The organism is Streptomyces sp. NPDC033845, assembly GCF_055576225.1.
Window position 1 is genome coordinate 348205 of record NZ_JBVIRI010000006.1, and the last position, 21839, is coordinate 370043.

18 protein-coding genes and 3 pseudogenes are annotated in these 21839 nt (G+C 70.8%); 9 read left to right on the forward strand and 12 right to left on the reverse strand.

The window, feature by feature from the left end; genetic code table 11:
• Positions 1–253 precede the first annotated feature (253 nt).
• Complete coding sequence (locus ACZ50K_RS16230; RefSeq protein ID WP_468903081.1) at positions 254–1123, forward strand: DUF4394 domain-containing protein; 870 nt, start codon at positions 254–256, stop codon at positions 1121–1123.
• Positions 1124–1321: 198 nt separating this feature from the next.
• Here the strand turns inward: ACZ50K_RS16230 and ACZ50K_RS16235 are convergent, their stop codons facing one another.
• Positions 1322–2857 carry an ISL3 family transposase gene (locus ACZ50K_RS16235; protein ID WP_468903241.1) on the reverse strand — a complete coding sequence of 512 codons (1536 nt, stop codon included), beginning with the start codon at positions 2855–2857 and terminating at the stop codon, positions 1322–1324.
• Between the two features lie 247 nt (positions 2858–3104).
• On the opposite strand from ACZ50K_RS16235, the gene ACZ50K_RS16240 reads away from it, so the two are divergent.
• The 4 genes and pseudogenes from ACZ50K_RS16240 to ACZ50K_RS16255 all read left to right on the forward strand — a co-directional run.
• Positions 3105–3554, forward strand: a complete 450-nt coding sequence (locus ACZ50K_RS16240; protein WP_468903083.1) for a transposase — start codon at positions 3105–3107, stop codon at positions 3552–3554.
• A gap of 16 nt (positions 3555–3570) precedes the next feature.
• Positions 3571–3777, forward strand: a pseudogene (locus tag ACZ50K_RS16245) (integrase core domain-containing protein); the annotation flags it as partial.
• 211 nt (positions 3778–3988) lie between these two features.
• Positions 3989–4615, forward strand: a complete 627-nt coding sequence (locus ACZ50K_RS16250; protein ID WP_468903085.1) for a hypothetical protein — start codon at positions 3989–3991, stop codon at positions 4613–4615.
• 989 nt (positions 4616–5604) lie between these two features.
• Positions 5605–5859: pseudogene (locus tag ACZ50K_RS16255) on the forward strand (transposase); the annotation flags it as partial.
• Between the two features lie 13 nt (positions 5860–5872).
• On the opposite strand, the pseudogene ACZ50K_RS16260 reads toward ACZ50K_RS16255, so the two are convergent.
• The 3 genes and pseudogenes from ACZ50K_RS16260 to ACZ50K_RS16270 all read right to left on the reverse strand — a co-directional run.
• Positions 5873–6383: pseudogene (locus ACZ50K_RS16260) on the reverse strand (ISAzo13 family transposase); the annotation flags it as partial.
• 771 nt (positions 6384–7154) lie between these two features.
• A complete protein-coding gene (locus tag ACZ50K_RS16265; RefSeq protein WP_468903087.1) occupies positions 7155–8096 on the reverse strand; it encodes a Vgb family protein in 942 nt (313 codons plus the stop codon).
• Between the two features lie 45 nt (positions 8097–8141).
• Positions 8142–9821 carry an ABC-F family ATP-binding cassette domain-containing protein gene (locus ACZ50K_RS16270; protein WP_468903089.1) on the reverse strand — a complete coding sequence of 560 codons (1680 nt, stop codon included), beginning with the start codon at positions 9819–9821 and terminating at the stop codon, positions 8142–8144.
• A 115-nt stretch (positions 9822–9936) separates the two neighbouring features.
• On the opposite strand from ACZ50K_RS16270, the gene ACZ50K_RS16275 reads away from it, so the two are divergent.
• The gene (locus tag ACZ50K_RS16275; protein WP_468903090.1) at positions 9937–10605 is read left to right on the forward strand and encodes a TetR/AcrR family transcriptional regulator; all 669 of its coding nucleotides are present in this window, start codon (positions 9937–9939) and stop codon (positions 10603–10605) included.
• Between the two features lie 492 nt (positions 10606–11097).
• Here the strand turns inward: ACZ50K_RS16275 and ACZ50K_RS16280 are convergent, their stop codons facing one another.
• Entirely contained in the window at positions 11098–11241 is a 144-nt protein-coding gene (locus ACZ50K_RS16280) for a CsbD family protein (RefSeq protein ID WP_468903092.1), read from the reverse strand.
• Positions 11242–11421: 180 nt separating this feature from the next.
• On the opposite strand from ACZ50K_RS16280, the gene ACZ50K_RS16285 reads away from it, so the two are divergent.
• Positions 11422–11871: an SRPBCC family protein gene (locus ACZ50K_RS16285; protein ID WP_468903243.1), complete on the forward strand. Its 450-nt coding sequence runs from the start codon at positions 11422–11424 to the stop codon at positions 11869–11871.
• Between the two features lie 130 nt (positions 11872–12001).
• Here the strand turns inward: ACZ50K_RS16285 and ACZ50K_RS16290 are convergent, their stop codons facing one another.
• The 6 genes from ACZ50K_RS16290 to ACZ50K_RS16315 form a co-directional block, all read right to left on the reverse strand.
• Positions 12002–12169 carry a hypothetical protein gene (locus ACZ50K_RS16290; protein WP_468903094.1) on the reverse strand — a complete coding sequence of 56 codons (168 nt, stop codon included), beginning with the start codon at positions 12167–12169 and terminating at the stop codon, positions 12002–12004.
• Positions 12170–12407: 238 nt separating this feature from the next.
• A complete protein-coding gene (locus ACZ50K_RS16295; protein ID WP_468903096.1) occupies positions 12408–12869 on the reverse strand; it encodes an STAS domain-containing protein in 462 nt (153 codons plus the stop codon).
• A gap of 41 nt (positions 12870–12910) precedes the next feature.
• Positions 12911–13294, reverse strand: a complete 384-nt coding sequence (locus ACZ50K_RS16300; protein ID WP_468903098.1) for a helix-turn-helix domain-containing protein — start codon at positions 13292–13294, stop codon at positions 12911–12913.
• Between the two features lie 263 nt (positions 13295–13557).
• A complete protein-coding gene (locus ACZ50K_RS16305) occupies positions 13558–18069 on the reverse strand; it encodes an AAA family ATPase (RefSeq protein WP_468903100.1) in 4512 nt (1503 codons plus the stop codon).
• Positions 18066–18953 carry a hypothetical protein gene (locus tag ACZ50K_RS16310; protein ID WP_468903103.1) on the reverse strand — a complete coding sequence of 296 codons (888 nt, stop codon included), beginning with the start codon at positions 18951–18953 and terminating at the stop codon, positions 18066–18068. Before ACZ50K_RS16310 ends, ACZ50K_RS16305 begins: the two co-directional genes overlap by 4 nt.
• An 834-nt stretch (positions 18954–19787) precedes the next feature.
• Positions 19788–19961 carry a CsbD family protein gene (locus ACZ50K_RS16315; protein WP_468903105.1) on the reverse strand — a complete coding sequence of 58 codons (174 nt, stop codon included), beginning with the start codon at positions 19959–19961 and terminating at the stop codon, positions 19788–19790.
• A 375-nt stretch (positions 19962–20336) separates the two neighbouring features.
• Between ACZ50K_RS16315 and ACZ50K_RS16320 the strand changes: the two genes are divergently transcribed.
• A complete protein-coding gene (locus tag ACZ50K_RS16320) occupies positions 20337–20486 on the forward strand; it encodes a hypothetical protein (RefSeq protein WP_468903107.1) in 150 nt (49 codons plus the stop codon).
• Between the two features lie 129 nt (positions 20487–20615).
• Here ACZ50K_RS16320 and ACZ50K_RS16325 read toward each other — a convergent pair whose 3' ends face one another.
• Positions 20616–21281, reverse strand: a complete 666-nt coding sequence (locus tag ACZ50K_RS16325) for a hypothetical protein (RefSeq protein WP_468903109.1) — start codon at positions 21279–21281, stop codon at positions 20616–20618.
• Positions 21282–21381: 100 nt separating this feature from the next.
• Here ACZ50K_RS16325 and ACZ50K_RS16330 point away from each other — a divergent pair, with 100 nt between their 5' ends.
• Positions 21382–21816: an Hsp20/alpha crystallin family protein gene (locus ACZ50K_RS16330; protein ID WP_468903111.1), complete on the forward strand. Its 435-nt coding sequence runs from the start codon at positions 21382–21384 to the stop codon at positions 21814–21816.
• Positions 21817–21839 lie beyond the last annotated feature (23 nt).

Sequence of the window (21839 nt, forward strand, 5' to 3'; positions counted from 1 at the left end):
TCGAGCCCGGCCCAGTCCGTCGACCGCCGGTCTGAAGACGATTCCATCTGCGCACCGTCCCCGGGAGCCGCACCCACCGCACACCCAGGCGGCGGACGACGCGCCGCCGGCCACCCGCCTGGAGCGGATTGCCTGGACGTTTGGGCCGGGCGGGTGGCATCCACGTCGGAGCCCCGTCCACCGCGGTGGCGGTAGCGAACCCCTCACAAGCTGTCGGCCACCCTGACCGAGGCGTCCAATACCGGGAGAGATCATGCGAAACCGCACTGTGACTGCTATGTCCGCCGCCGTGCTCGCCGCGCTGTGCGCGGCACCCGCTCTGGCGGCATCCGATACCCCGCCGCAGACCCTGCCCGCCCACGACCACAAGGCCCTGCATGCGATCGGCCTCACCAGCGATCAGCGTCTGGTCGAGTTCGATGTGAACAAGCCGTCCAAGAGCTGGTCGCTGGGGAAGGTCTCGGGCCTGTCCGGCGACACCAAGCTCGTCGGCATCGACTTCCGTGTCCAGAACGAGAAGCTCTACGGCGTGGGTGACAAGGGCGGAATCTACACCCTGAACACCGGCACCGCCCGGGCGATGAAGGTGTCCCAGCTGACCGTCGCGCTCGCCGGGACCGCGTTCGGCGTGGACTTCAACCCGGCCGCGAACCGGCTGCGGGTCATCTCCGACACCGGCCAGAACCTGCGCCACAACATCGACGACGCGGCAGCCCCGCTGACGACCACGGTCGACGGCACCCTCACCAACCCCACCACGCCGCCGTCGACCGCCATGAGCGTGACCGGCGCCGCCTACACCAACAACGACCTGAACGCCGCGACCGCGACGACCCTGTTCGACCTCGACACGATGGCCGACCGGATCTCCCTGCAGTCCCCGGCCAACGCCGGCACCCTCGCCCCCACCGGCAACCTCGGCGTGGACGCCGCCCTCGACGCGGGATTCGACATCTACTACAACCCGATGGCCGGAACGAACCACGGCTTCGCCGCCATCGGCAACGGCGGCTCGTACCGCCTGTACGCGGTCGACCTGCTGACCGGCAAGGCCACGAACAAGGGCGCCTTCCCGACCAGGTACCAGGTCACCGACCTGGCCCTGCCCATCAACCAGAAGTAGCCCGCACCTGACGCCCGGCCCCGCGCCACCGGTCCCGACGGGGGACCACCGCGCCGGGCCGGGCCCGCCGGCCATCCACGCACAAGGGCCGGTACGCCGGTGGCCCCGCGTCCTTCCCTGAAGGACGCGGGGCCACCGGCCGTGGGTCTGTCCATCGAGCGGCTCTGGCCCGTAGTCGGTGGCGACGCCGGGTAGCGGTCAAGGCAGGAGGATTCGATGCCGGAGAAGGTCGAATCCTGCGCGTCCGTGCATCTGCCGCATGATCCGTTTGGTGCGGGTGTTGACGCCTTCGGTGCGGCCATTGTGGTAGGGCAAGGTGAGGCCGGCGTTCACGGCGGCCCGGTCGATTTCGAGGCCGTTGGTGAGACTGCGCAGGTGGGGCAGGTCGACGGCACGGGCGGTGGTGATCCACTCGGTGAGTTTGGTGTCGTTGCCCTCGGCCGGTTTCAGCAGGGCGGCGAAGCCGCGTACGAGATCGGCGAGCGCGGTCATCTCCGGGCAGGCCGCGATGATCTGCTCCAGCAGGGCCGTTTCCTTCGGGCGCAGATTCTCTGGGTCGGTGAGCAGGAGGCGGCTGGCGTGGCGGGGGGTGGTGACGGGGCGGACGCCTTCGACACGGCCCTGGTTGAGGTAGCGGACGAGCAGGTTGGCACTGCCGGCGTAGCCCAGCTCTCGGATCTCCCGCAGTAGGTGGGTGACGGCCACTGCGGGGTCGGTCCGGCGGCGTTCGCGCAGGTGGTCGCGGTAGGGGTTGATGAGGGTGGGCCGGTAGGTGGGGGCGATGCGCAGGGCCTGGGATTCGGGCATGCGTGCGTAGCGTTTGAGGGTGTTCAGGGCCAGGCCCAGGCGGCGGGAACAGTCGAGCAGGCCGACACCCTGGCCGAGGAGATTGTGGATCGTGTTCCAGCGTTCGCGGCTGGTCTGCTCGCGTACTCCGCCGGGGCGGGGAGGGGTGATGGTGGCCCAGCAGCCTGCGTGGGCACGGACTTCGAGCTGGACCTTGTTGCAGAGGTTGCGCCAGAGGTGCCATCGGTCGCTGACCTGCACCGCGTCGGGCAGAGCACGGCGAACGGCCTCGGCATAGGTGGCCGATCCATCCCGGCACACGGCCTCGACACCGCGGCCGTGCTCCCGCAGCCAGGCCTCCGGGGTGGCCGCCTGGCGGTCGGGCAGGACCGCGAGGCGTCTGCCGGTCCGGGCATCCGGGATGATCGTGGCGTATCGGTGCCGGCGCCGCAGGGCGAAGTCGTCAACGCCGATCACCCGCGGGACCGCTTGCTGCGGTAGCGGCAGGCGCCGCAGATAACGAAGCGCGGTGCTGCGGGAAACGCGCACGGCCAGCAGACAGGCGAGGCGAGCGGCAGCCCGGCCGCACAGTTCCCGTGCCACTTGCGATATTCGGCCCGCCAGTCGTACGGTGCGGCGCTGATGGCGCTCCAGCAGCCCGGGGATCTGTTCGCGGAATGTCTGCCGTCGGCAGCCCGGGACAGGGCAGACCAGCCGCCGTACGCGCAGGAGCACGACGACCTGACGGGCGTCGACCGGCACGTCCGTCACGGTCCGGCCGTGGTACCCGTGCACCTTCGACGTCGGCGTTCCGCACACCGGACACGGCACCGCGTCCTCCCGGGTGCGGGCCGTGACCACCACCATGTCTCCGCCATCCGCCACATCCTCGATGACCAGCGCGGATAGACCAGAAAACACCGTAAGCACAAGGGAGTTGACATCCATCACGCCACCATGATCACGGACGGGTACTCGACGGCACCACCGACTACGGGCCAGAGCCGAACGATTTACAGTCCCCGGCCATGGTCACGATGAAGGCCATGCTGGTCCACGCCCCAGACGCCCTGCGCTGCCAGACCGCGAGAAAGACGCAGGTCACCTTGGCTCGGCAGCTGGCAGCCCTGCGTCCCCGCCGTCTGGAAGGGCCTGAGGACGCCTTGCGGCACACGCTGCGGACGCTCGCCAAGCGGTGGCAGTACCTGAACGACGAGGCCAAGGAACTGACGAAGATGATCGGCGACTGGTCCAGCGGACCACTCCACAGCTGCTGGAGTCGTTCGGCATCGGAGTGGACACCGCGGCGGAGATCCTCGTCGTCGCCGGCGACAACCCCGAGCGGATCAGGTCCGAGGCCGCTCTCGCCGAGCTCGCGGGCATCGCGCCCGTGCCCACCGGCTCCGGCATGACCAGCGGTCGGCATCGCATCAACCATGGCGGCCACCGACAACTGAACGCAGCGATCTACCGAACCGTCATCGTCCGGATGCAATTCCACCGGCCCACGATCGACTACGTCGCCCGCCGCACCACCGAAGGAAAGACCAAACGCGAGATCATCCGCTGCCTGAAGCGCTACGTCATCCGCGAGGTCTACCACCTGCTCCGACCAGCCCCACACACACCCCAAACGGCCATGTGACAGCTATAGGAGCGCCAACGCGGCAGTGGAGTCCTTCTTCGGCCTGCTGCGGAAGAACGTCCTCGACCGCCGCACCTGGGCCACCCGCGAAGAACTCCGCATCGCGATCGTGACCTGGATCGAACGGACCTACCACCGGCGCCGCCGGCAAACCGCCCTCGGCCGACTCACCCCCGTCGAATACGAAACCGTCATGAGCACACCTGCTCTTCAGGCCGCGTGACTGAACCTGTCACCCAACGCTGCATCAGACCCCAACCCCTAGGGTCAGACCCTGATGAAGTGAGCTCTCAAAACTGGTCAGATCCCTGTACGGGTCGTCCGGATGCGGAGGCTGGCGCTCGTCGCATCTCCAGGGAGAGGGAGCTGGCATGTTGACGTCGGGAATCATAAGACGCACACGAGTTTGGTTCGTCGCACTGTTCGGAATTGGGTTGACCATCGCCCAGCTGTCGGTTCCGGCACGAGCTACAGAGCAGCCGTTTTATCTTGTCGAGTTGACGTGGAACGAGATCACTTTCAACCAGCTGACTGACTGCTCACCGAACCAATTCTGCCATTCTGAGGTATACGGAGGCGTTGTCGGACAGGTGTACAAGAATGACATCATTGTGGATCGAGAAGTGCGCAAGGTAGGCGACTGGGGATCGGAATGTGCCGTACTGCCCACCTGGGACGAGACCGCCAATCCCTCTTGCTCGGTAAGCGTCTTCACAGGGCAGACGCATGAGTTCAGCAAACGATCCATGTGTGTGGCCTCTTCATTCACGGCATGCCAGCCTCAGGCCATGTATGGCATCAAGAAAAACAAGGCCCATCTTGAGGTGCGGGTCGGAGATAGAATCAGGGTGGGCGGATACTTCAAGGACTCCGATCCCAGTCGGCTCGGGGACGACCCGACGTCGAACGACGACCTGATCTGCAACGCAATGACCACGACCCCGCCACTTACACCGTGGGACCTCACCCACCTCGACGCGGTCGGGTGGATCAATGGCCCTAACACCGGAGATGGATCCTGCGCGATGAGCTACAGCCTCAAGACGATCTCCGTTCCGTGACTTGCGACAACGCCATGTAGTACGCCTGGCGATGGTCGAGGCCCACCCCCTATGTCTCGCGGGGTGGGCCTGGCTGTGCATGGACTGACGGTCCGGCGAGGATCGCGCGCCGCACAGATCGGCGGGGCTCTGTCCGTGACCTGCTGCCGCCACACGTCGGATGGGACGGCCGGCTCCTGGCGCCGATGCATACCTGGTCAGCCGAGGACAGGAACCCTGCGACCGCGCCCAAGCCTTCGGCACGGTCGGCGAAGCCCGGATGTCCTCCGCCAGCCACGAGCCGCCCCAAGTCCGCCCTCCCCCTGCTTGGCAGATTTCGTCCAGGATGTTGGCGGACGACATTTCGCCGACAGGAACGCGCTCGAGGCGCCCCCGGTCAGGGGTCGGCGCCCGAGTATTCGAGCACGAGCCGAGCCGGGTCAGCGTCGTCTCCATCGACAGCGCCTCCCGTGAGAAGTCATGGCTCCACATCCTCAAGCCACCCGTCGAATCGCGATGCACGGCCACGAGCGGCGGCGGAACCGTGCACCTCTGAGGCCGCCCCTAGCTTGATCTTTAACGTCTGTGTCGTTGGCCAGCTGCTGAATAGGTTCGAGACGACGTGAAGCTGCGTGGGATCAATTCGGCATGCGCCTGGTAGCTGACGGAGCCACGACGACCTCGCGGTTGATACTGCGTAAGGACCTGTGGACTGACGACGGGTATGCCTTCGAGCTGGCGTGCCCGCCCTTCCTGGACACCGACGATCGAATCGCTTTCGAAGGCGACAGGCTTGTCGTCGTGCGGGCCAGCGAAGAGCGGCTCCGGCCAGCTGGTGACTGGTCTACTCGTTGCGGGCCCGGGTCTCCGCGACGCCGGTAGAAGCTGTTCCTCGAACGGGGCGTCGTACTTGATCACTCGGTTCGGTAACCGCCGCACACGGAAGCGGCGTTCGTCTGAACATGTGCTCCGGCCAAGGAGCACACACGTCCAGCATGAAGGCCGTGAGGATGAGTGTGCTGCATCGTGATGCCCGGCGAGAGCCGCTGGCCGAACTGTCACGTTTCCGCGGCGAGTTCTATTCCTGTCTCACCGCACGTTCGGATTCTCTGTTCGAGCTAGCGGACGCGGTTCTGTGCGGTGACGGGCCGGTGAAATTGCTGGCCGAGCTGTCGCTGGTGGGCGAACACCGCCGCGGGCACGGAGGACTCTACGCCGGGCTCGCCCAGGGCCGGGTCTGCGCCGAACGGATACGACACGCCCTGAACCCGTACGTATTCAAGTTGATGATCGTGTCGGCTTGTTGGATTTCGTGGTGGTGCTGGCGCGGAGGGCTTCGGCGCTGCGGTGCGTGACAGGGGCCGGCGGAAAGGTGATTCCGTCCTCTTTCAACAGCGCGGACATCGCGGAAGCCGTTCGTGAGGGTGCCCCTGGTGACCTGGAAGAGCTCGGTGAGGACTCCTCCGGTGCAGACCTTTCGATCCATGAGCACGGTGGCCAGGACGCGCTCAGCGTCGGTGATCTTCTGTCGGAACGCCCCGGCGCGGGTCCCGGGCTGGCGGTGCCCGCCGCGACGAGCGTGGCGTCGTCGTTCTACCAGTGCGGCCTGCCGTTTGGAGAGCCGGTTGATCAGGGCATGGAGGTCGGCGCGGCTCATGCCAGTCAGCTCCGGGTCGCAGAGCTGTTCCGGCAGCGGGGGCCGGACTTCGGTGTATGACATTCCGGTGTGGAGGAACGCCACCAAGTGGTCCGGCTTGGTAGACCGGACTGCGGAGAGCCCGACAAGGGTGGTGAGAAGGACGACCCCGCGGTGCGGTCAGTGCGGCCAGGCGTTGCCGGAGGGGTGCAGGAAGAGCCGGCGCTACTGCTCACCCACCGCTGTCGGCAAGCTGCCCGGGCGCCAGCGCACGGCAATCTACGACTGGTGTCGGCGTACACCTGTATCGGCCCAGGGCGGCACAATCGAAGGTCCTCAGCTCCCATGCTGGTTCAGGCTCGGCAGAGGCGAGGGCGCTTCGGTGATCGGGACGCGGCACGGCCGGGGATGCGGTGCGGGACATTTCGCCAGGTGATCGTGATGCAGCCCGTTCTGGAGATCAGCACACCCCTGACAGCTTCGACCTCTGGCGTGTTGCCGAAGCGGCGCCGTTCAGCTTCCTGCCCCTCAGCGGCGAGCTCTCGCCCGCCAAGGTAGGAACGGCGGTGATGCGCATCGCCGGAGGCAATACATCGACCCCGACGGTGACCGCCCGCCCCGACCTTCCGACCCGCTCGAGTCCTTCCTTCACGGACTGCTGACCTTCGAGGACCTCTTCGCAGCCGGCGGCCTGCGGGTCACCGATGAATCCACCGGCATCACGTTCCTACCCGGCTTTTGCGACGGACTGGAGGACTGGCGCGACTGGCACCGGCCCGTAGATGGCGGCGGAGGCCTGCTCGGCTTTGGCCAAGACCCCGTGTCTGGCCGGGGCGTTGTCGCCGTGACGTTCGTGTTCGACGGAGGACAGGCGCGCGCCCTGGACGATCTGGCTGTCGGTGGGGGTTGGCCGAACCGGCCAGCTCAACCGGGTTCTCCTGGCACGCTTCCAGGGCGGCGCACCTCCCAGCGGGAGATGCCGCCGTGCTCCTCGGCGACGTACAGAGTGCCGTCCGGGGCGAAAGCCAGACCGTGGGGTTCGCGGTCGGGGGCCGCCAGGGGGTGCTCGGTGAGCTTGCCGTCCGGGGTGACGGAGCCGATCCGGCCGGTGCCCCACTCGGTGAACCAGCAGGTCCCGTCCGGGGCGACCGCGACGGCGTGGGGGCGGCAGTCGGCCTCCGGCAGCGTGAACTCGGCGAACTCCACGCCCGCCGTCTCGCCGGTCGTGAACCGCCCGATCCGGCCGGTGCCGATCTCGGCGAACCACAGGCTCCCGTCCGGGCCGACCGCGAGCCCGACCGGGGCGGCGCCGGGCGTGGGCAGGGGGTGGAGCCGGACCTCGCCGGAGACGGTGATCCGGCCGATGGCGTTCGCCTGGTTGAGGGTGAACCACAGGGCCCCGTCGCGTCCCGCAATGAGGAAGGACGGGAATCCCCCCTCGCACGGCAGCGGGAACTCCACGATCCGGCCGTCCATGCCGATCCGGCCGATGCGGTCGGAGTTCGTGCAGGTGAACCACACTGCGCCATCGGGGCCGGCCGCGATCCCGTACGGGCCACCCGCGCCGCCGGGCAGCTCGTACGAGCGGCTCTCGCCGTCCACCGTGATCCGGCCGATCCGGTGGTCGCGGTACCGGGTGAACCACAGCGCGCCGTCCGGTCCGGCGGCGATCAGAGTGGGGCCGCACTCGGCGGAGTCCAGTACGAACTCCTCGACGCAGCCGGTCGACGGGGTGAGGCGGGCGATGCGCCCGGTGCGGACGAGGGTGCACCACAGCCGGCCGTCCGGTCCGACGGCGAGCGCGTACGGGCCCGAGTCCGGGGTGGGGAGGTCGATGGTGCCCAGCGGGTGTACGGAGGTGGTCAAGTGGGGGCGTCCTATCGGTAGGGCGGGGCGGGGCGGGCCCCGTTGTCACGGGCAGGTGGCGGCTGCGGCTGGTTCCGGTGCCGTTGCGTGCAGGGCAAGCCGGTCGCCCGACCAGCGGGCGCACAGCCGTCGGTCGTGGCTGACCACGACCACCGCGCCGGCGAACCGGGCCAGGGCCTCCTCCAGCTCCTCCGCCAGCGCGGGAGAGAGGTGGTTCGTGGGCTCGTCCAGCAGCAGGACGTCGACCGGTTCGGTGACCAGGCGGGCAAGGGCCAGCCGCTGCCGCTGTCCGACGGACAGCGAGCCGACGGGAGCGGACAGCCGGTCGCGGGCGAACAGCCCCAGTGAGAGGACTTGTTCGGCGTGCTCCTCGGGGGTCCCGGGGCGGCCCTCGGCGTAGGCCGCGAGCAGCGTTCCGCGGCCCGTGCCGGCATCGGTGTGCTGGCCCAGCAGTCCGATCCGGCCGTGCCGTACGACCTGTCCGCGGTCGGGGGCCAGGGTGCCGGCCAGTACGTGCAGCAGGGTGCTCTTGCCCGCCCCGTTCGGGCCCGTGACCAGCAGCCGGCCGCCGACCGGCACGTTCACGTCCACCAGCGCGAGCCGCCCCTCGACCGCGACGCCCGCCGCGGCCAGCAGCACCCCTCGCGCGTCCCCGGAACCGGCGGGCGTTCCGGGGACGGCGGCAGCCGTGGCCGCGTTGCGCGGTACCGCGGTGAACCGCAGCGGGTCCGCGGGGGCTGGCACCGGCCGGGCCAACAGCCGGGCGAGGCGTTCCTCGGCGCTGCGGACCCGGCTCGCGAGGGACTGCTGGACCCGGCCGGCGGCGCGGTCGTATGCCATCTTGTTGCCGTCTTTCATGGCACGGCCGGGCGCCACCCGGCGGGCGGTGACGGCGGCGGCCGCGCGCAGCCGGGCCGCCTCGGCCCGCCAGGCGGTGTGGGCTTCGGCGCGGCGGCGCCGGTCGGCGGCGCGCTCGGCGAGGTAGCCGGCGTAGCCGTTGCCGTACCGCACGGTCCGGTGCAGGTCGCCATCGACGTCCAGGAGGGAGGTGGCGACGCGTTCCAGGAAGGCCCGGTCGTGGGAGACGGCGACCGTTATGCCGCGCCGGGCGCGCAGGTGGTCCTCCAGCCAGGTCAGGGCGGTGCCGTCGAGGTGGTTGGTGGGCTCGTCGAGGAGCAGTACCTCCGGGGCGGCGGCCAGCAGTGCGGCGAGGCGTAGGCGTACGGCCTCGCCGCCGGACAGGCCGCCGACGGCGCAGTCGCGAGGCAGGGCCGGTAGGCCGAGGCCGTGCAGGGAGCGCTCCACGCGGGCGTCGGCGTCGTACCCGCCGCGCAGTTCGAAGGCGGTGAGGGTGTCGGCGTACGCGCTGAGGGTCTTGGCGGTGGCGTCGCCGTCGGCCATACGGGCCTCCATCCGGCGCAGGTCCCGCTCCAGGGCACGCAGCTCGGCGAGGGCGAGGTCGACCACCTGTTGGACGGTCAGGTGCGGGGCGAGGTCCTCTTCTTGTGCGAGGTAGCCGACGCCGCCTTCGGCGTGCAGGACCACCTCGCCATGGTCGGGGCGCTCGGCCCCGGCCAACAGCCGGAGCAGGGTGGACTTGCCGGAGCCGTTCTCGCCGACGATGCCGAGGCGTTCGCCGACGGGGACGGAGCAGTCGACGGAGTCGAGGACCAGGCGGCCGTTGTAGGACTTGGTGAGGTCAGATGCGGTGAGTTGTGCAGTCATGGGGCGGCTCCAGGGGTTCGGGGGTCGTCGCGGCGGCGGTGTGGTGGGCGGTGGCGTGGTGGATGAGCACGGGAGTTCTCCTTTAAGGCGACGAATGTTGCGTTAAAATGCTGACATGGATTCTCCTGCGCAGGCAAGCGAAGGTTCCGGCCAAGAGGAACCAGCCACACTGGCCACGACACGGCGCCGGATTGGCGGCCGGAGCGCCCGCGTCCGCGCCCAGGTGCTGGAGGCGGCGGGCGCGCTGCTCCTGGAGGCCGGGTACGACGGGCTCACGGTCGACGCGGTCGCGGAACGGGCCGGCGTCCACCGCACGACCGTCTACCGGCGCTGGGGCGACGTCGGTGGCCTGCTGGCCGACGTACTCGACGCGGCGTCCGACGACACGTGGAGCCCACCGGACACCGGGTCACTGGAGAACGACCTGACCGCCCTCAACCAGGAGGTGTACGAGGCGCTGGCGGGTGGCGGGCCGAACGTGACCACGGCCCTGATCGCCGCCGGGTTCCGGTCGGCGGCAGCGGCAGCGGCACTGTCGCGGTTCTGGGAGGACCGCTACGCGCGCTGTGCGGTGGTCGTCACCCGCGCGGCCGACCGGGGCGAGCTGCCCGGCCCGGCCGACAGCCGGGCGCTGCTGGTTGCCGCGACCGCCCCGATCTACCACGAACTGCTGCTGCTCCGCACCGCCCCGGACCCGACGCTGCCGCGCCGCGCCGCCACGGCCTCCGCGGCGGCGGCCCGCGCCGGCGCCTTCGAAGGCGCGAACTCCAGCCCTGACCAGTGACCGCCGCCCACCCGTTGGTGCACGCCGGCTATTGATGCCGTTCAGATCGGCTCGCCTTGACCGGTGCAGAGAAGACGGCACTTCGCGCAGGGGCCGATCTGAGCCGGGGACTGCCGAGGGCGGGCACTCTGGCTGAGATCTGAGATCTGAGATCTGAGATCTGAGGGGGGCGATGCACCGCTCATGCGATGATCACGATGCACGCTGTGACCGTGGCGTGGCCGCCGCAGCCATCGCCCTCTCCCCGCCCGCCAAGACCGCCATCGCCGCCCCCGGGCGGAGTAGCCGGCCGCGGTGCCGACCATCGTGCCGACCGGGGTGGCCGCCTTCCCGCTCCAGCTCGCGGCGAGGACCGCACCGGTACCAGCGGGCCTCCTGCAAGATCGTGGGATTCGTGTCGCAGGCGAGGCGGGAGCATGGCGGTGCCCCCGTCCTGGGGGAGGTGGGCCGGGGCACCGGTTGCGGTAGCGGCGCTGTAGGCCGCTCGCCGGGTCAGTGGCGGAAGGTGTCCTTGACGTCTTCCTTGGCCTGCCGGGCGTGGTCCTCGGCTTGGTCGGCTTGGTCGGCCTGGCCGTTGGCGGTCATCCGCTGGTTGCCGGTGGCGCGGCCGCACGCTTCCCGCGCCCGGCATGGCATACCGGGACCCCGCTTCCACATCCTGGCCGCGGCCGTGGCGGCGCTGCGTGGACCGCCATCGGATCGTGCGTCTGTTCGGGGGTCATGGATCCGTGACGCGGGGGCAGCGGGGTGGGGAGGGGAAGGGCTCCCCGGGTACGGACGGGCGACCGCCCGGCCGGCGAAGAGAAAGGCATGCTCGTGTCGAAGGTCGAAGAGTCCATCGAGGTCGACGTCCCCGTGCGCACCGCCTACAACCAGTGGACGCAGTTCGAGTCGTTCCCCCACTTCATGGACGGGGTCGAGCGGATCGAGCAGCGCACCGACACCCTCACGCACTGGGTCACGAAGGTCGGCGGGGTGGACCGCGAGTTCGACGCGGAGATCACCGAGCAGATCCCCGACGAGCGCGTCGCCTGGACCACGGTGGGCGGCGAGGTCAAGCAGGCCGGTGTGGTCACCTTCCACCACCTCGCGGACAACAAGTCCAAGGTGATGCTCCAGCTCGACTACGACCCGGAAGGCTTCGCGGAGAACGTCGGCGACAAGCTCGGCTTCGTCAAGCGGCAGATCACCGGCGACCTGAAGCGGTTCAAGGAGTACATCGAGGACCGCGGCCGCGAGACCGGCTCCTGGCGCGGGAACATCTGACCCACCCCCGCACCTCGCCCCGGCGCGCCCCGCCCGTCACGTGCCGGCACGGGGTGCCGCGCAGGCCAGACCGTGAGCCGGGGTCTGGCCTGCGCTCCGTTGTGGCACGGCCGCCACCCAACGGTCCTGCTCAGCGCCGCCCGGGCTGCCGATGGCGCGGTGCCGGTTCGCAGGGGTCGCCCGCGCCTCCGGACATGGTGGACGGGGCGTTCTGGGGGAAGAGGTAGTTCTCCCACAGGTCCAGCCCGAAGGGCAGCAGCGGCAGGGCCGCGATGAGGAGCAGCACCAGCACGACCATCAAACCTCCTGGTGCAGTGGCGAGCCAGGGGAACGCACGGGCAGCGACGTCGCCCTCAGCGTCACCCGAAGGAGTGGCTGCTGCCCGCCGGCCCCGGAATCGCTAGGCCGTTCGGGTGGTGGCGGCCGGAGTCGGGCGGGCACCCGTGCGGTGTTCCGAGCCGCCGTGCACCGGCGGGAGCGTGGGCGGGCGACGGGTCCAGGGCGTCGGCTTCACCGTCCCGACGGGCGGGAGGAGGTCACGGCTCGTCGTCGTAGGCGATGGCGGAGTCGACGGTATGCGGGAGGGGGCGGGCGGGAGGTTTCGGGCCGGCGGTGCCGCCGTGGCCGCCGTGGTGGCTGCCCGGTTCGAGGGGTGGGGTGAGGAGGTCTGTGGTGCCGGTGAGGTCGAGGAGGCGGGTCAGCTGCCGTGGGGGCGCGTACAGGCGGAGGGTCTTGCCGGTGGTGGTGGCGGCGTGCTGGAGGTCGAGGAAGAGGTGGAGGCCGCTGCTGTCGCAGAAGGCGAGGGCCGACAGGTCGAGGTCGAGGCCGCTGCCGGCGGCGTCGAGGGCGGCGCTGAGCGATTCCCACACCTCGCCGTGGTTGTCCATGTCGAGCTCCCCGACGACCTCGGCCCGACTGCGCCCCTGCGGGGGATGCGACACGACCACGGTGACGGTGGCCGCGCGGTCTGCCTCGGGTTCGCGCTCGTGGTGGGTCATGTCGGTGCTCCCTTCGGTGACCGGTGGCGTCGAGCGGTTCGTTACGGGGTCTCGCCGGGGGACCCGGTGTCGCGGCCGTGGTCCTGGCCGCCGCCGTGGGCGAGGGGTTGCGGGCTGGATTGGAGGTCGGCGAGGTGGCGGATGAGGTGGGCGATCTCGTGGGGTCCTTCGGCGGGGTGGCGGAAGAGGGTGCCGTCGGTGATCTGGTAGGTGTTGCGGCGGCCGTGGCGGCTGCGGGTGAGGTAGCCGGCGCTCTCCAGGTCGGCGATGACCGCGCGGACGGCGCGTTCGGTGATCTGGCAGGCCTCGGCGATGTCACGCATGCGGACCTCGGAGTCCCGCAGGAGCATGGCCAGGACCCGGGCGTGGTGGGTGACGAAGGTCCAGTTGGTGCGTGATTCCGCCGGTTCCCGTTCCGGTTCCATGACCAGATTATAGGAACGGGAATTCAGGTTTCGCCAGACCTGAATCCTCTGTGGCGGCGCGGCCGGGGCAGCCGGTCGTGCGGCGAGGTCCAGGAGCGGAAGGCCGGGGGCGGTCAGGCTCAGGGTGTGCGACAGGCAGAGGTCGACGTCACACGGGGCTCCGATCGTCTACGCGGTGGCCCGACCCGCCGTACCGCTCGGCGGGAGCAACGGTGTCCTGGAACCGCACGTTCGGCCATGCCCTCGATGCGGGTGCGCAGCGGTCAGGCTCGCACCGTGGCCGCCGCCGTTCCGGCCGGTCCACCGAAGACGATCACGGGGGTGCCGTCCGGCACTGATCCGTCGTCTGGCAGCACGCAGACGGAGCCGAGCTCGGTGCCCGTGACCAGACGCATCAGTTCCTCTCCGGTCCTTGGGTCCCAGAGGCGCACAGTGGTGTCCCGGGAGCCGGTGGTGACCAGGAGCGGCGGTGCGGTCGGCGACGTCCGTAGCAGGGCCATCGCGGAAACCGGTCCGCGGTGCCCCTTGATCACCGGATATGCCTCCTTCTTCGGCTCGTCCGGGGACCAGAGCCGGACGGACCCGTCGGATCCCCCGGTGGCCAGCAGGGCGCCGTCCTCCGTCGGGAAGACGCCGAGGGCGGTGACGGAGCCGATGCGTGCCGGCAGCCGGCGGTGCGAGGGCCTTCCCACATGACAGAACCGCACGGCCTCGGAGGTCGCATAGGTCACGAGCGGGCCCGACGCGGAGGGCAGCACGGTCAGGGAGCGGACGGCGCCGCTGCTGTACTGGGTCTCGGCGAGGCACTCACCGGTGGCGACGTCCTGAAACAGGATGGCTCTCGTGCTCAGGGCGCTGACCAGGCACCCGCGGCCGGAGTCGTCCACGGGAAACGCGGCGAGCGCCCGCACCCTTGTCGAGGGCCAGCCGCCCCCCGACAGGCGGGTCCAGCCGCGCGTCCGGTTCCAGGAGCCGATCACACCGCCACGAAGTCCGACGATCACTGAACTGGGCTCGTCGCGCCACGCAGACGGATACGTGGTGAGAGCGGTGAGCTCGCCCGCGTCCCACTCGGTGGGCCAGTGCTGTTGCCATATGGCGTCCCCGGTCAGTGCCGATCGGATCTCCAGGCTGCCCGAAGCGGTCGGTCCGGGCCCCGCGAAGGTGGCTTCGGCCGCGAACCCGGACACCTCCGCCAGGAGGGAACCGCCGCCTCCTTCTTCCAGATGGGTCTCCCACCTTGACGTCAAGGCATCAGGATTCCAGAGCCGCACGGTCCGGTCGGCTGACCCCGACACCACGAGGGGCCTCCGAGACTCCTCGCCGACGACGGCGATGCCCTTGACCCGCTTGGTGTGACGGAAGGCGGAATCGTAGATCTGCACGCCGTCTTCCGGGTTCCGGAGGACGATCGGGCCGCCGTGCACCCCGCCGAGGGCCAGCAGGGTGCCGAAGCCGGGATCGGGGTACAGCCCGAGGGACGCCGTGGGCTGCGTGATCAGGGCCGCCTCGTCCTCCTCCCCGGTGAACGGGTCGTAGCTCCGCACGTGAGGCGTGGATCTGGAGGCAACGGTGAGCCGTGGGCCGTCTGGCCCGCTGAACAGGACCAGTGCGGTCACGCCCGTGCTGGAAGCGTCCACCACGTTCACGACATCGAGCGTTTCGGCGTGCAGCACGGCCACCGTGCCGCTCTCGCCTCCCGCGGCGAGCGTCCACGTGCCCAGACCGAGCGGCAGCGCTGCCAGTGCCCGGACCGGACCGGGTCCCAGGACGTCGAGGGGCGGCCGGGCCAGGACCCGCCTTCCGAGGGGGTCGCAGATGATCAGTCCGTCCGCGGTTCCGACGGCCAGCCGTGCCTCCCCGTCCAGTGAGGTGTACGCCGCGAGGGCATGGACCCTTTCTGAGATGGGCAGGTGCGTCACATCTCCGGTCTGCGGGTCGAGGACCCAGACGCCGCTGTCGCAGCCGACCGCGAGCAGGGGCTCCTCATCGGGCTGGGTCAGCACGGCCAGCGCGCGGGCGTAGGCGCCGCGCCGGACGGGCTGCCCGAACTCCGCGCCGGTCAGGGGGTCCCATACGGTGACCTCGCCGTCCTGGTCTCCCGCCGCGACCAGAGGGCTGCCGTCGGGTAGGGCGAAGGAGACGAGCGAGCCGAGGTCGGCCCGGGTGCGGCCCACGATGTTGCCGGGCACACGCAGGCGATTCCACCAGGGGACGATGCGGTGAGCGGTTTGGCCCTGGCGCGCGCCTGTCTCGGCGTCGGCGGCCCGCGGAGTGTCGCGTTCGAGGTCGGACGCCAGGGCGGACAGCAGCAGGCTGTCTGCCCTGGCCGCGGTCCCGGCATCCGCCATGAAGGGTTCGAGCCTGGCCCAGGAGGCCAGGTACAGCGTTCCGGCGGAGGGGTCGGTCGGCAGCCCGAGCGCGGCCCGGACGGTGCGGCTGGTCTCCCACGGCAGGAACCGGCCGGGGACGTGCCGGTCGTCGAGGACGCCCCCGGCCGCGGCATGCGATACGAGGTGGCGGCGCAGGTACGGGTGCGGGGCCTGGTCGGGAGCGGCGGGCAGCAGCCGCCTGAAGGCGGAGGTGAGTTTCGCGTGCTCCTCGGGCATCACTTCGAGGGCCTGCCCTGTCGGAACCGTCGCCCCGGTGGGTTCGAGCAGGGTGGCGGGCGAGACCTGGAGGGTTTCGCTGATGCGTTCGTGGATCGGGCGGTACACGGTCCGCCCGTCCTCCACCGCGGTGGTCAGATAGCCGGACAGGCGGCTCTCCAGGACCTCGCGGATGACCGAGTCGGGGTCGGTGACGGGGCTCGGGGCCAGGGCCTCGACGGCGGCCGGCCAGATGTCGGACCACGGCAGGCCGGCACCCCGTCCGAACGCCGAAGCGCGAAGGACGGTCATCAGGTGCTCGGCGGGAGTGCCGTCCGCAAGCGCCACCTCACGGAGGTCCTTGCGGAGGAGGGCCTCCGTCCCCTGGCGCAAGGTCCGCAGCCACCCCTCGTCGTCGGGGTCGGGCAGGACGCACGCCGCGCGCAGACCTTCCGCGGCGATGCGGGCGTCCAGGAAGGACGGGGACACGTTCCGGGCGATCGCCTCGGCCAGTTCGTGGTGCCGGCCGGGGTCCGCGCGGCAGGTGGACTCGTCCTGCCCCGGGTAGGGGGAGTGGAGCAGGGTCCGGACGTAGGCGGCGATGTCGGGGGTGGTGGTCGCGGCGTCGTCCGTGCGCACCGGTGCCCCTGCGTGGGTGGCCCGGACGAGCAGGCCGAGCAGGTCGGACGGCGAAGGAGCGCGGAGGGCGTGGCCGTCGATGGCAGTGGGGTTGCCCCGGGGGCTGCGGATGCCGAGCAGCAGCCGGACGGTGGGCCGCTCGGCGCCGGCCGCCTCCATGCGCAGGTCGGCGAGGGGCCGCAGGAGGTCGGTGACGACCCGGGTCGGGTTCCTGGCCTCGTCGATGCCGTCCACGACGATCGTCAGCGGCCCTCCCCGCCGCCTGGCGATGTCCCGAACCAGCTTCCGCAAGCGGGGGAGGGGGCCGGAGTTCTCGCCCGGCGCGGGCTCGTCGCAGGCCGGACCGGAGGTGCCGCCGAGGGCCTCGTACAGGTTGTGGGCGAGTTCGTCGGGGTCCGAGTTCCGGGCGAGGACCGCGGCGTCCACGGACCCTTCGGGCACGTCGAGTTCTTCGGGGAGGGCCGCAAGGAGGGGGCCGTAGGTCTCGTCGGCCCGGAACCGGGCATCGCTGAGGGTGACGACGCGGGCCAGGAGGGCGGATTTCCCGGAGCCGGCTTCGCCGGTGACGACGAGCACGCCCTCCTCGCCGTCGAGGAAGCCGCGCATGCGGCGGACCAGGTCGCCGCGGCCGGTGAAGTACCAGCCGGGAGCGCCGCTCTCCGTCTGGCCTGTGGCACGGGAGACCCAGTACCGGTCGAGTTCGGTACGGGACCAACCGACCTGGCTGAGGGAGGGGGCGAGGACCGGTTCGACGCCCGCGTACCCGGGGTTGGGCAGGCAGGGGCTCGGTTCCAGCTGAGCCCGCCCGATGGAGGGGGAACGGGTCGGCCAGATGTAGTGGAGGTCCGCCATGGTGTTGTGGTCGAAGACCCGGTCCACGGTGTCCTGCCAGTCCCGCCAGCTCAGATGGGCGTCGGCGTAGCCGTTGGCCACGTCGCAGAAATGCCTCTGGGCCGCCTGGAGGAGGTTGGTGAACTGGCCGAGTCGTGGTCTGCTCTGGTCGTCCCCCGCCGCGAGGACGACGAGGGAGCCCAGGCCGCGGCGTTCCTCGCGGAGTGCCGCCAGCTTCACCTTGAGTTCGATTTCGAGCAGGCCGGAGAAGCAGGAGTCCACGATGACGAGGACGTGCGTCGCCTTCGAGTCCAGCACGGTCGTGATGAGATCCGCGGTGGGGAAGGCGGTGGACAGTGGTCTGTCCTCGACGGTGGCCGGTAGGCGCAGGAAGTGCTGGGGGGAGTTGGCCGGGGCCAGGCCGTGCCCGGTGACGTAGACGACGAGGGCTTCGTCGTTGTCCACATCGGCGAGCCCTGCCTCGAAGATGAACTCGCGGAGGTCGCGGACGTTGTTCAAGGGCTTGGCGGGCACGGGGGTGAAGCGGCGGTTGTCGTCGAGGTGAGGGCCGCCCCACCAGCCTTCGACGGCGCCGACCTGGGCAGAGATCCCGGCGGTGAACAGTTGCCGGTCGGCGGCGGTGCCGTCGTCGTAGTCGGTGACCGCGATGACGATCAGATGACGGGCGTACGTCTTCGGGGCCGGCACCCGGCTCACCGAGGGTCGGTCGTCACCGCGCGGGCGACGGGCTCGGTCCGGAGGTAGCGTACGGCGTCGTGGGGGTCATCGGCTCCGTTGCGGACCTCGGCATCGATGGAACCCGGCGCCGCGGCCGCCAGGCCGGAGCCGCCGGTGATGAAGTCGGAGGGGTCGTGGACGTTGATCCACCTGATGTGGTCCGGCAGCCGCAGGTGCGTGCCGTCCGGAATGCCCATGAGGCGCCGTACAGCGGGGATGCCCAGCGGCGAGCCACAGGTGACGAGGGTGTGGACGGCCGATCCGTACACGCCGTGCCCGGGGCCGATCTCCCCGTGGCGGAAGAGATCGTAGGCGATCACACTGCCGAGCGAGTGCCCGAGCACCACGGAGGTGTCGGGCGTGAAGTCCGCCTGGACGAAGGCTCGGAGTTCACCGGCCAGGGTCGGCTTCGTCAGGTAGTAGCGGACCTCCCGCATCGACCGTACGAACAGCTTGCCGCCCCCGCGGGCGAAGCGGCGGTCGTAGGCGATCGCCAGCCGGGTGATCCGAGGCGACCACAGTTTCGGAGGACCCAGGGTGAGCAGGGTCTGCTCCTCGGCGAAGGCGAGGTCTTCGGGCCGGACGGTGTCCAGGAGGGCCTCCGCGATGAACTCCTCCTCCTCGGACGTCATCGGTACCGACTCCGCGTACGGGTCCGCCTCCGGGCCCAGGCGGTGGTCAGCACCCTTGGCCAGCAGGGACGTCCAGTGCGGCAGCCGGAGCACGGGACTGTGATGGGGTGCGTCGGTGAACGCCGTGATGCCCCGTCGAAGCGCCTTGCCCCATTCCGCGGTCAGTTGCTGCCGGGAAGTCTTGGACTGCCTGATCCCGTGCACCCCGACGATCTGAGCTGCTGACTGCACACGTTCCCCCTCCGCCCGAACCCTGCCGGACAATCTTCGCAGAGCTCGGGAGTTCATCCAGCCCGCCCGCCCTGCACCCATCGGCGACCGCGTGGTTTCGGGATGACGCCCGCACAGACGAGCGGCCACCGGCTGATCCTGATGTCGAGTCACGCGAGAGATCAGTACGATGACCGCACCGGACAGTGACCCTGCACGCCCTGTCTGCGGAGGCCGACACGTTCGGCAACGCCGAATACGGCCAGGACGTGGTCGCCCTGCGCCGGGCCGGGAACCGCCGGACTCCCCGGCCCCGGTAAGCGGCCATGGCCTGCGCGAACTCCGACCGCGCCTCCCGAGACGGGACTTGGCGGTGGTGGCCGTCCCGGTGGGCGAACAGCTCGTACTCGGTGGGACCGGACCTTGTCCGCACATCGGCCGTCGCCCCCCCCGCCTCACCGCCAGGCACGACGGTGAGACGCCGCTGTCCGCGAGCGGCGACGCCGTCGGAGCCGGCCGGCGCCGCGGGTACGTGCTGAGGGTGGTTGGTCGGGCATGGGCATTCGGGCACAGGGATTCGCCGGGCCGGCACCCGTGTACGGGGGTGGGTCCGGGCGCGGTGCGCGGCCCGGCCGTGCTTCACCAGCCGGCCGGGCCCCGCGTGCGGAACTCCTTGGTTCCGTCCTACCGCGGCACGCAGCCTCGCCCGCCGCCGTGCGGCGTGGCGCGGGTGCAGGCCCGTGGGGTGACGCTCTGCGCGCGGAGGGACGCGGGACATGGCGGAGCCCCCGGCCCTGGGGGAGGTGGGCCGGGGGCTCCGGGACGGCAGCGGCCCGACGGGCCGCCGGCCGGGGTTCAGCGGCGGAAGGTGTCCTTGACGTCTTCCTTGGCCTGCCGGGCCTTGCCCTTGGCCTGCTCGGCCTGGCCGTCGGCGGTCATCCGCTCGTTGCCGACCATGCGGCCGATGGCTTCCTTGGCCTTGCCCTTGGCCTGCTCGGCCTGTGCCTTGGTCTTCTGCGTGCCCGACATCGGGACCTCCTCGTGGTGTTACCGGATTGGTCGTGACCCCCTCCTGCTCACGATCGCGGCGGGCAAACCCCCGGGCCGGTACGTGGGTGGGTGCGGCGGGGCCTCCAGCGGGGGAGGACGACGGTCGGGTCCATCCTCGCTGGCCTGCTCTCCGGGGACGATTCGCCGCACCCACCTCCTGGCTGTCCGCTCCGAGAAGGTTCTCGGCCGTCAGCGCCCCGTCGTGCGGCCCGCGGCAGGAGGTCCCCGGTGGTGGTGACCCGGGCGGCGGCCGCAGCGCGTTCGGCGAGGACTTCGGGCGGGGCGGTCTGCCGGAGGGCCGCGGCCTTCCCCACAGGGTGCCGGCGGTCCACGGACGCCGGACCCGGCCGGACCGTGGCCGGCCTCTTCGCCGGCCGGGCCCTGCGCCCGCCCGGGCCCCGCAGGGCGGGTCCGGACCCGCCCGCTGCCCTGGTCCAGGGCCGGTTCCCGGGCGTCGTCGTGTCCGCGGTTGAGGCGGCCCGGCTGTCCTTCGAGGGGCTGTAGCCCCTCGCCGCCGCGGGCGCCCGCCCCGGGGGTCTCCGCAAGGTCTGCCGGACAGCTTCCTGGCCCCTTGTCGGTCCTGCGGCTCGGCGGCCGCAGGACCGACAAGGGGCCAAAGGGGGACCAAGGGGGTCAGGTTCTGCGCTGTCCGTCGCTGTCGTCGCGCAGCCGCTGGGTCTGCTGGCGCAGGTCTTCGATGCGGCCGGCCAGTTCGGTGTGGCCGGGGGTGAGGTCGCCGCTGGTGGCGGTGAGGGTGTCGACGAGTTGGGCCGCGCCCGGCCGGCCCAGCGCCCGGGTCAGGTCCTTGATCCGTCCGTCGGAGCCGGCGGGGAGGTCGGTGAGCCCGATGATCTGTCCGGCGAGCTGGCGCAGCGCACCCACGTTGTCCTCGGCCCACGCGGCCACGCTGCGGTCGGCGGCCCGCCGGTCGCGCACGGCCTGGACGCGCTGTTCGCCGGTGGTGTCGGCGGCCCCGGGGCGCAGGCGCAGGTAACGCCGCTCGGCGGCCTGCCGGCTGGCCACCCCGAGCGGCCCGGCGAGGTCGGCCCAGCTCGCGCCGGCGCCGCGCGCGGTCTCGGTCAGGCCGCTCTCCCAGCCGGCGAGTTCCTCGCGGATCTCCCGCAGCAGCTGCAGGGCGGCCAGCGTATCGGCCGCGGAAGCGGGGGGAGCTTCGGAGGCGGCGCTGTTCGCCTCATCCATGGCGGTCCGGACCCGCGTCAGGGCGCGGGCCGCTGCCTGCGCGGAGGCAGGCCCGGAGCGAGAACCCGGATCGCCCGACTCCCTCTTGTCGTCCATCATGCGACTTCCTCACTTGTCGTCGTATGGATGACATGATACAACGGAAGCACGTTGAAGCGCATTGGCAGTTTCTGCCGTAGCCAACTGGAGGTGTTTTGCGATGTTGATGCGCACCGACCCGTTCCGCGAGATGGACCGGATCGTCCAGCAGCTGTCGGGCACGTCGGGGACCTGGTCGAAGCCGTCGGTCATGCCGATGGACGCCTACCGCGACGGGGACGCGTACGTGATCGCGTTCGACCTGCCCGGTGTGAGCACCGACGCGATCGACATCGACGTCGAGCGGAACATGCTGACCGTGAAGGCGGAGCGCCGCCCTGCTCTGAAGGCCGACACCGTGAAGATGGAACTGGCCGAGCGGCCGCTGGGTGTCTTCTCCCGCCAGATCATGCTGGCCGACACCCTCGACACCGAGCACATCGAGGCCGACTACGACGCCGGTGTCCTGACCCTGCGCATCCCGATCGCCGAGCGCGCCAAGCCGCGCAAGATCAGCATCCGTGCCGAGGCCAGCCCCAAGCAGATCTCCGCCTGAGCCTTCCCGCACCAGCAGCCGGC

What these genes read in the sequence shown, in the direction of transcription:
- ACZ50K_RS16230 (WP_468903081.1), top strand. Translation starts at nt 254, where the DNA reads ATGCGAAACCGCACTGTGACTGCTATGTCCGCCGCCGTGCTCGCCGCG.
- ACZ50K_RS16235 (WP_468903241.1), bottom strand. Translation starts at nt 2,857, where the DNA reads ATGGATGTCAACTCCCTTGTGCTTACGGTGTTTTCTGGTCTATCCGCG.
- ACZ50K_RS16270 (WP_468903089.1), bottom strand. Translation starts at nt 9,821, where the DNA reads ATGACTGCACAACTCACCGCATCTGACCTCACCAAGTCCTACAACGGC.
- ACZ50K_RS16275 (WP_468903090.1), top strand. Translation starts at nt 9,937, where the DNA reads ATGGATTCTCCTGCGCAGGCAAGCGAAGGTTCCGGCCAAGAGGAACCA.
- ACZ50K_RS16280 (WP_468903092.1), bottom strand. Translation starts at nt 11,241, where the DNA reads ATGCCATGCCGGGCGCGGGAAGCGTGCGGCCGCGCCACCGGCAACCAG.
- ACZ50K_RS16290 (WP_468903094.1), bottom strand. Translation starts at nt 12,169, where the DNA reads ATGGTCGTGCTGGTGCTGCTCCTCATCGCGGCCCTGCCGCTGCTGCCC.
- ACZ50K_RS16295 (WP_468903096.1), bottom strand. Translation starts at nt 12,869, where the DNA reads ATGACCCACCACGAGCGCGAACCCGAGGCAGACCGCGCGGCCACCGTC.
- ACZ50K_RS16300 (WP_468903098.1), bottom strand. Translation starts at nt 13,294, where the DNA reads ATGGAACCGGAACGGGAACCGGCGGAATCACGCACCAACTGGACCTTC.
- ACZ50K_RS16315 (WP_468903105.1), bottom strand. Translation starts at nt 19,961, where the DNA reads ATGTCGGGCACGCAGAAGACCAAGGCACAGGCCGAGCAGGCCAAGGGC.
- ACZ50K_RS16325 (WP_468903109.1), bottom strand. Translation starts at nt 21,281, where the DNA reads ATGATGGACGACAAGAGGGAGTCGGGCGATCCGGGTTCTCGCTCCGGG.
- ACZ50K_RS16330 (WP_468903111.1), top strand. Translation starts at nt 21,382, where the DNA reads ATGTTGATGCGCACCGACCCGTTCCGCGAGATGGACCGGATCGTCCAG.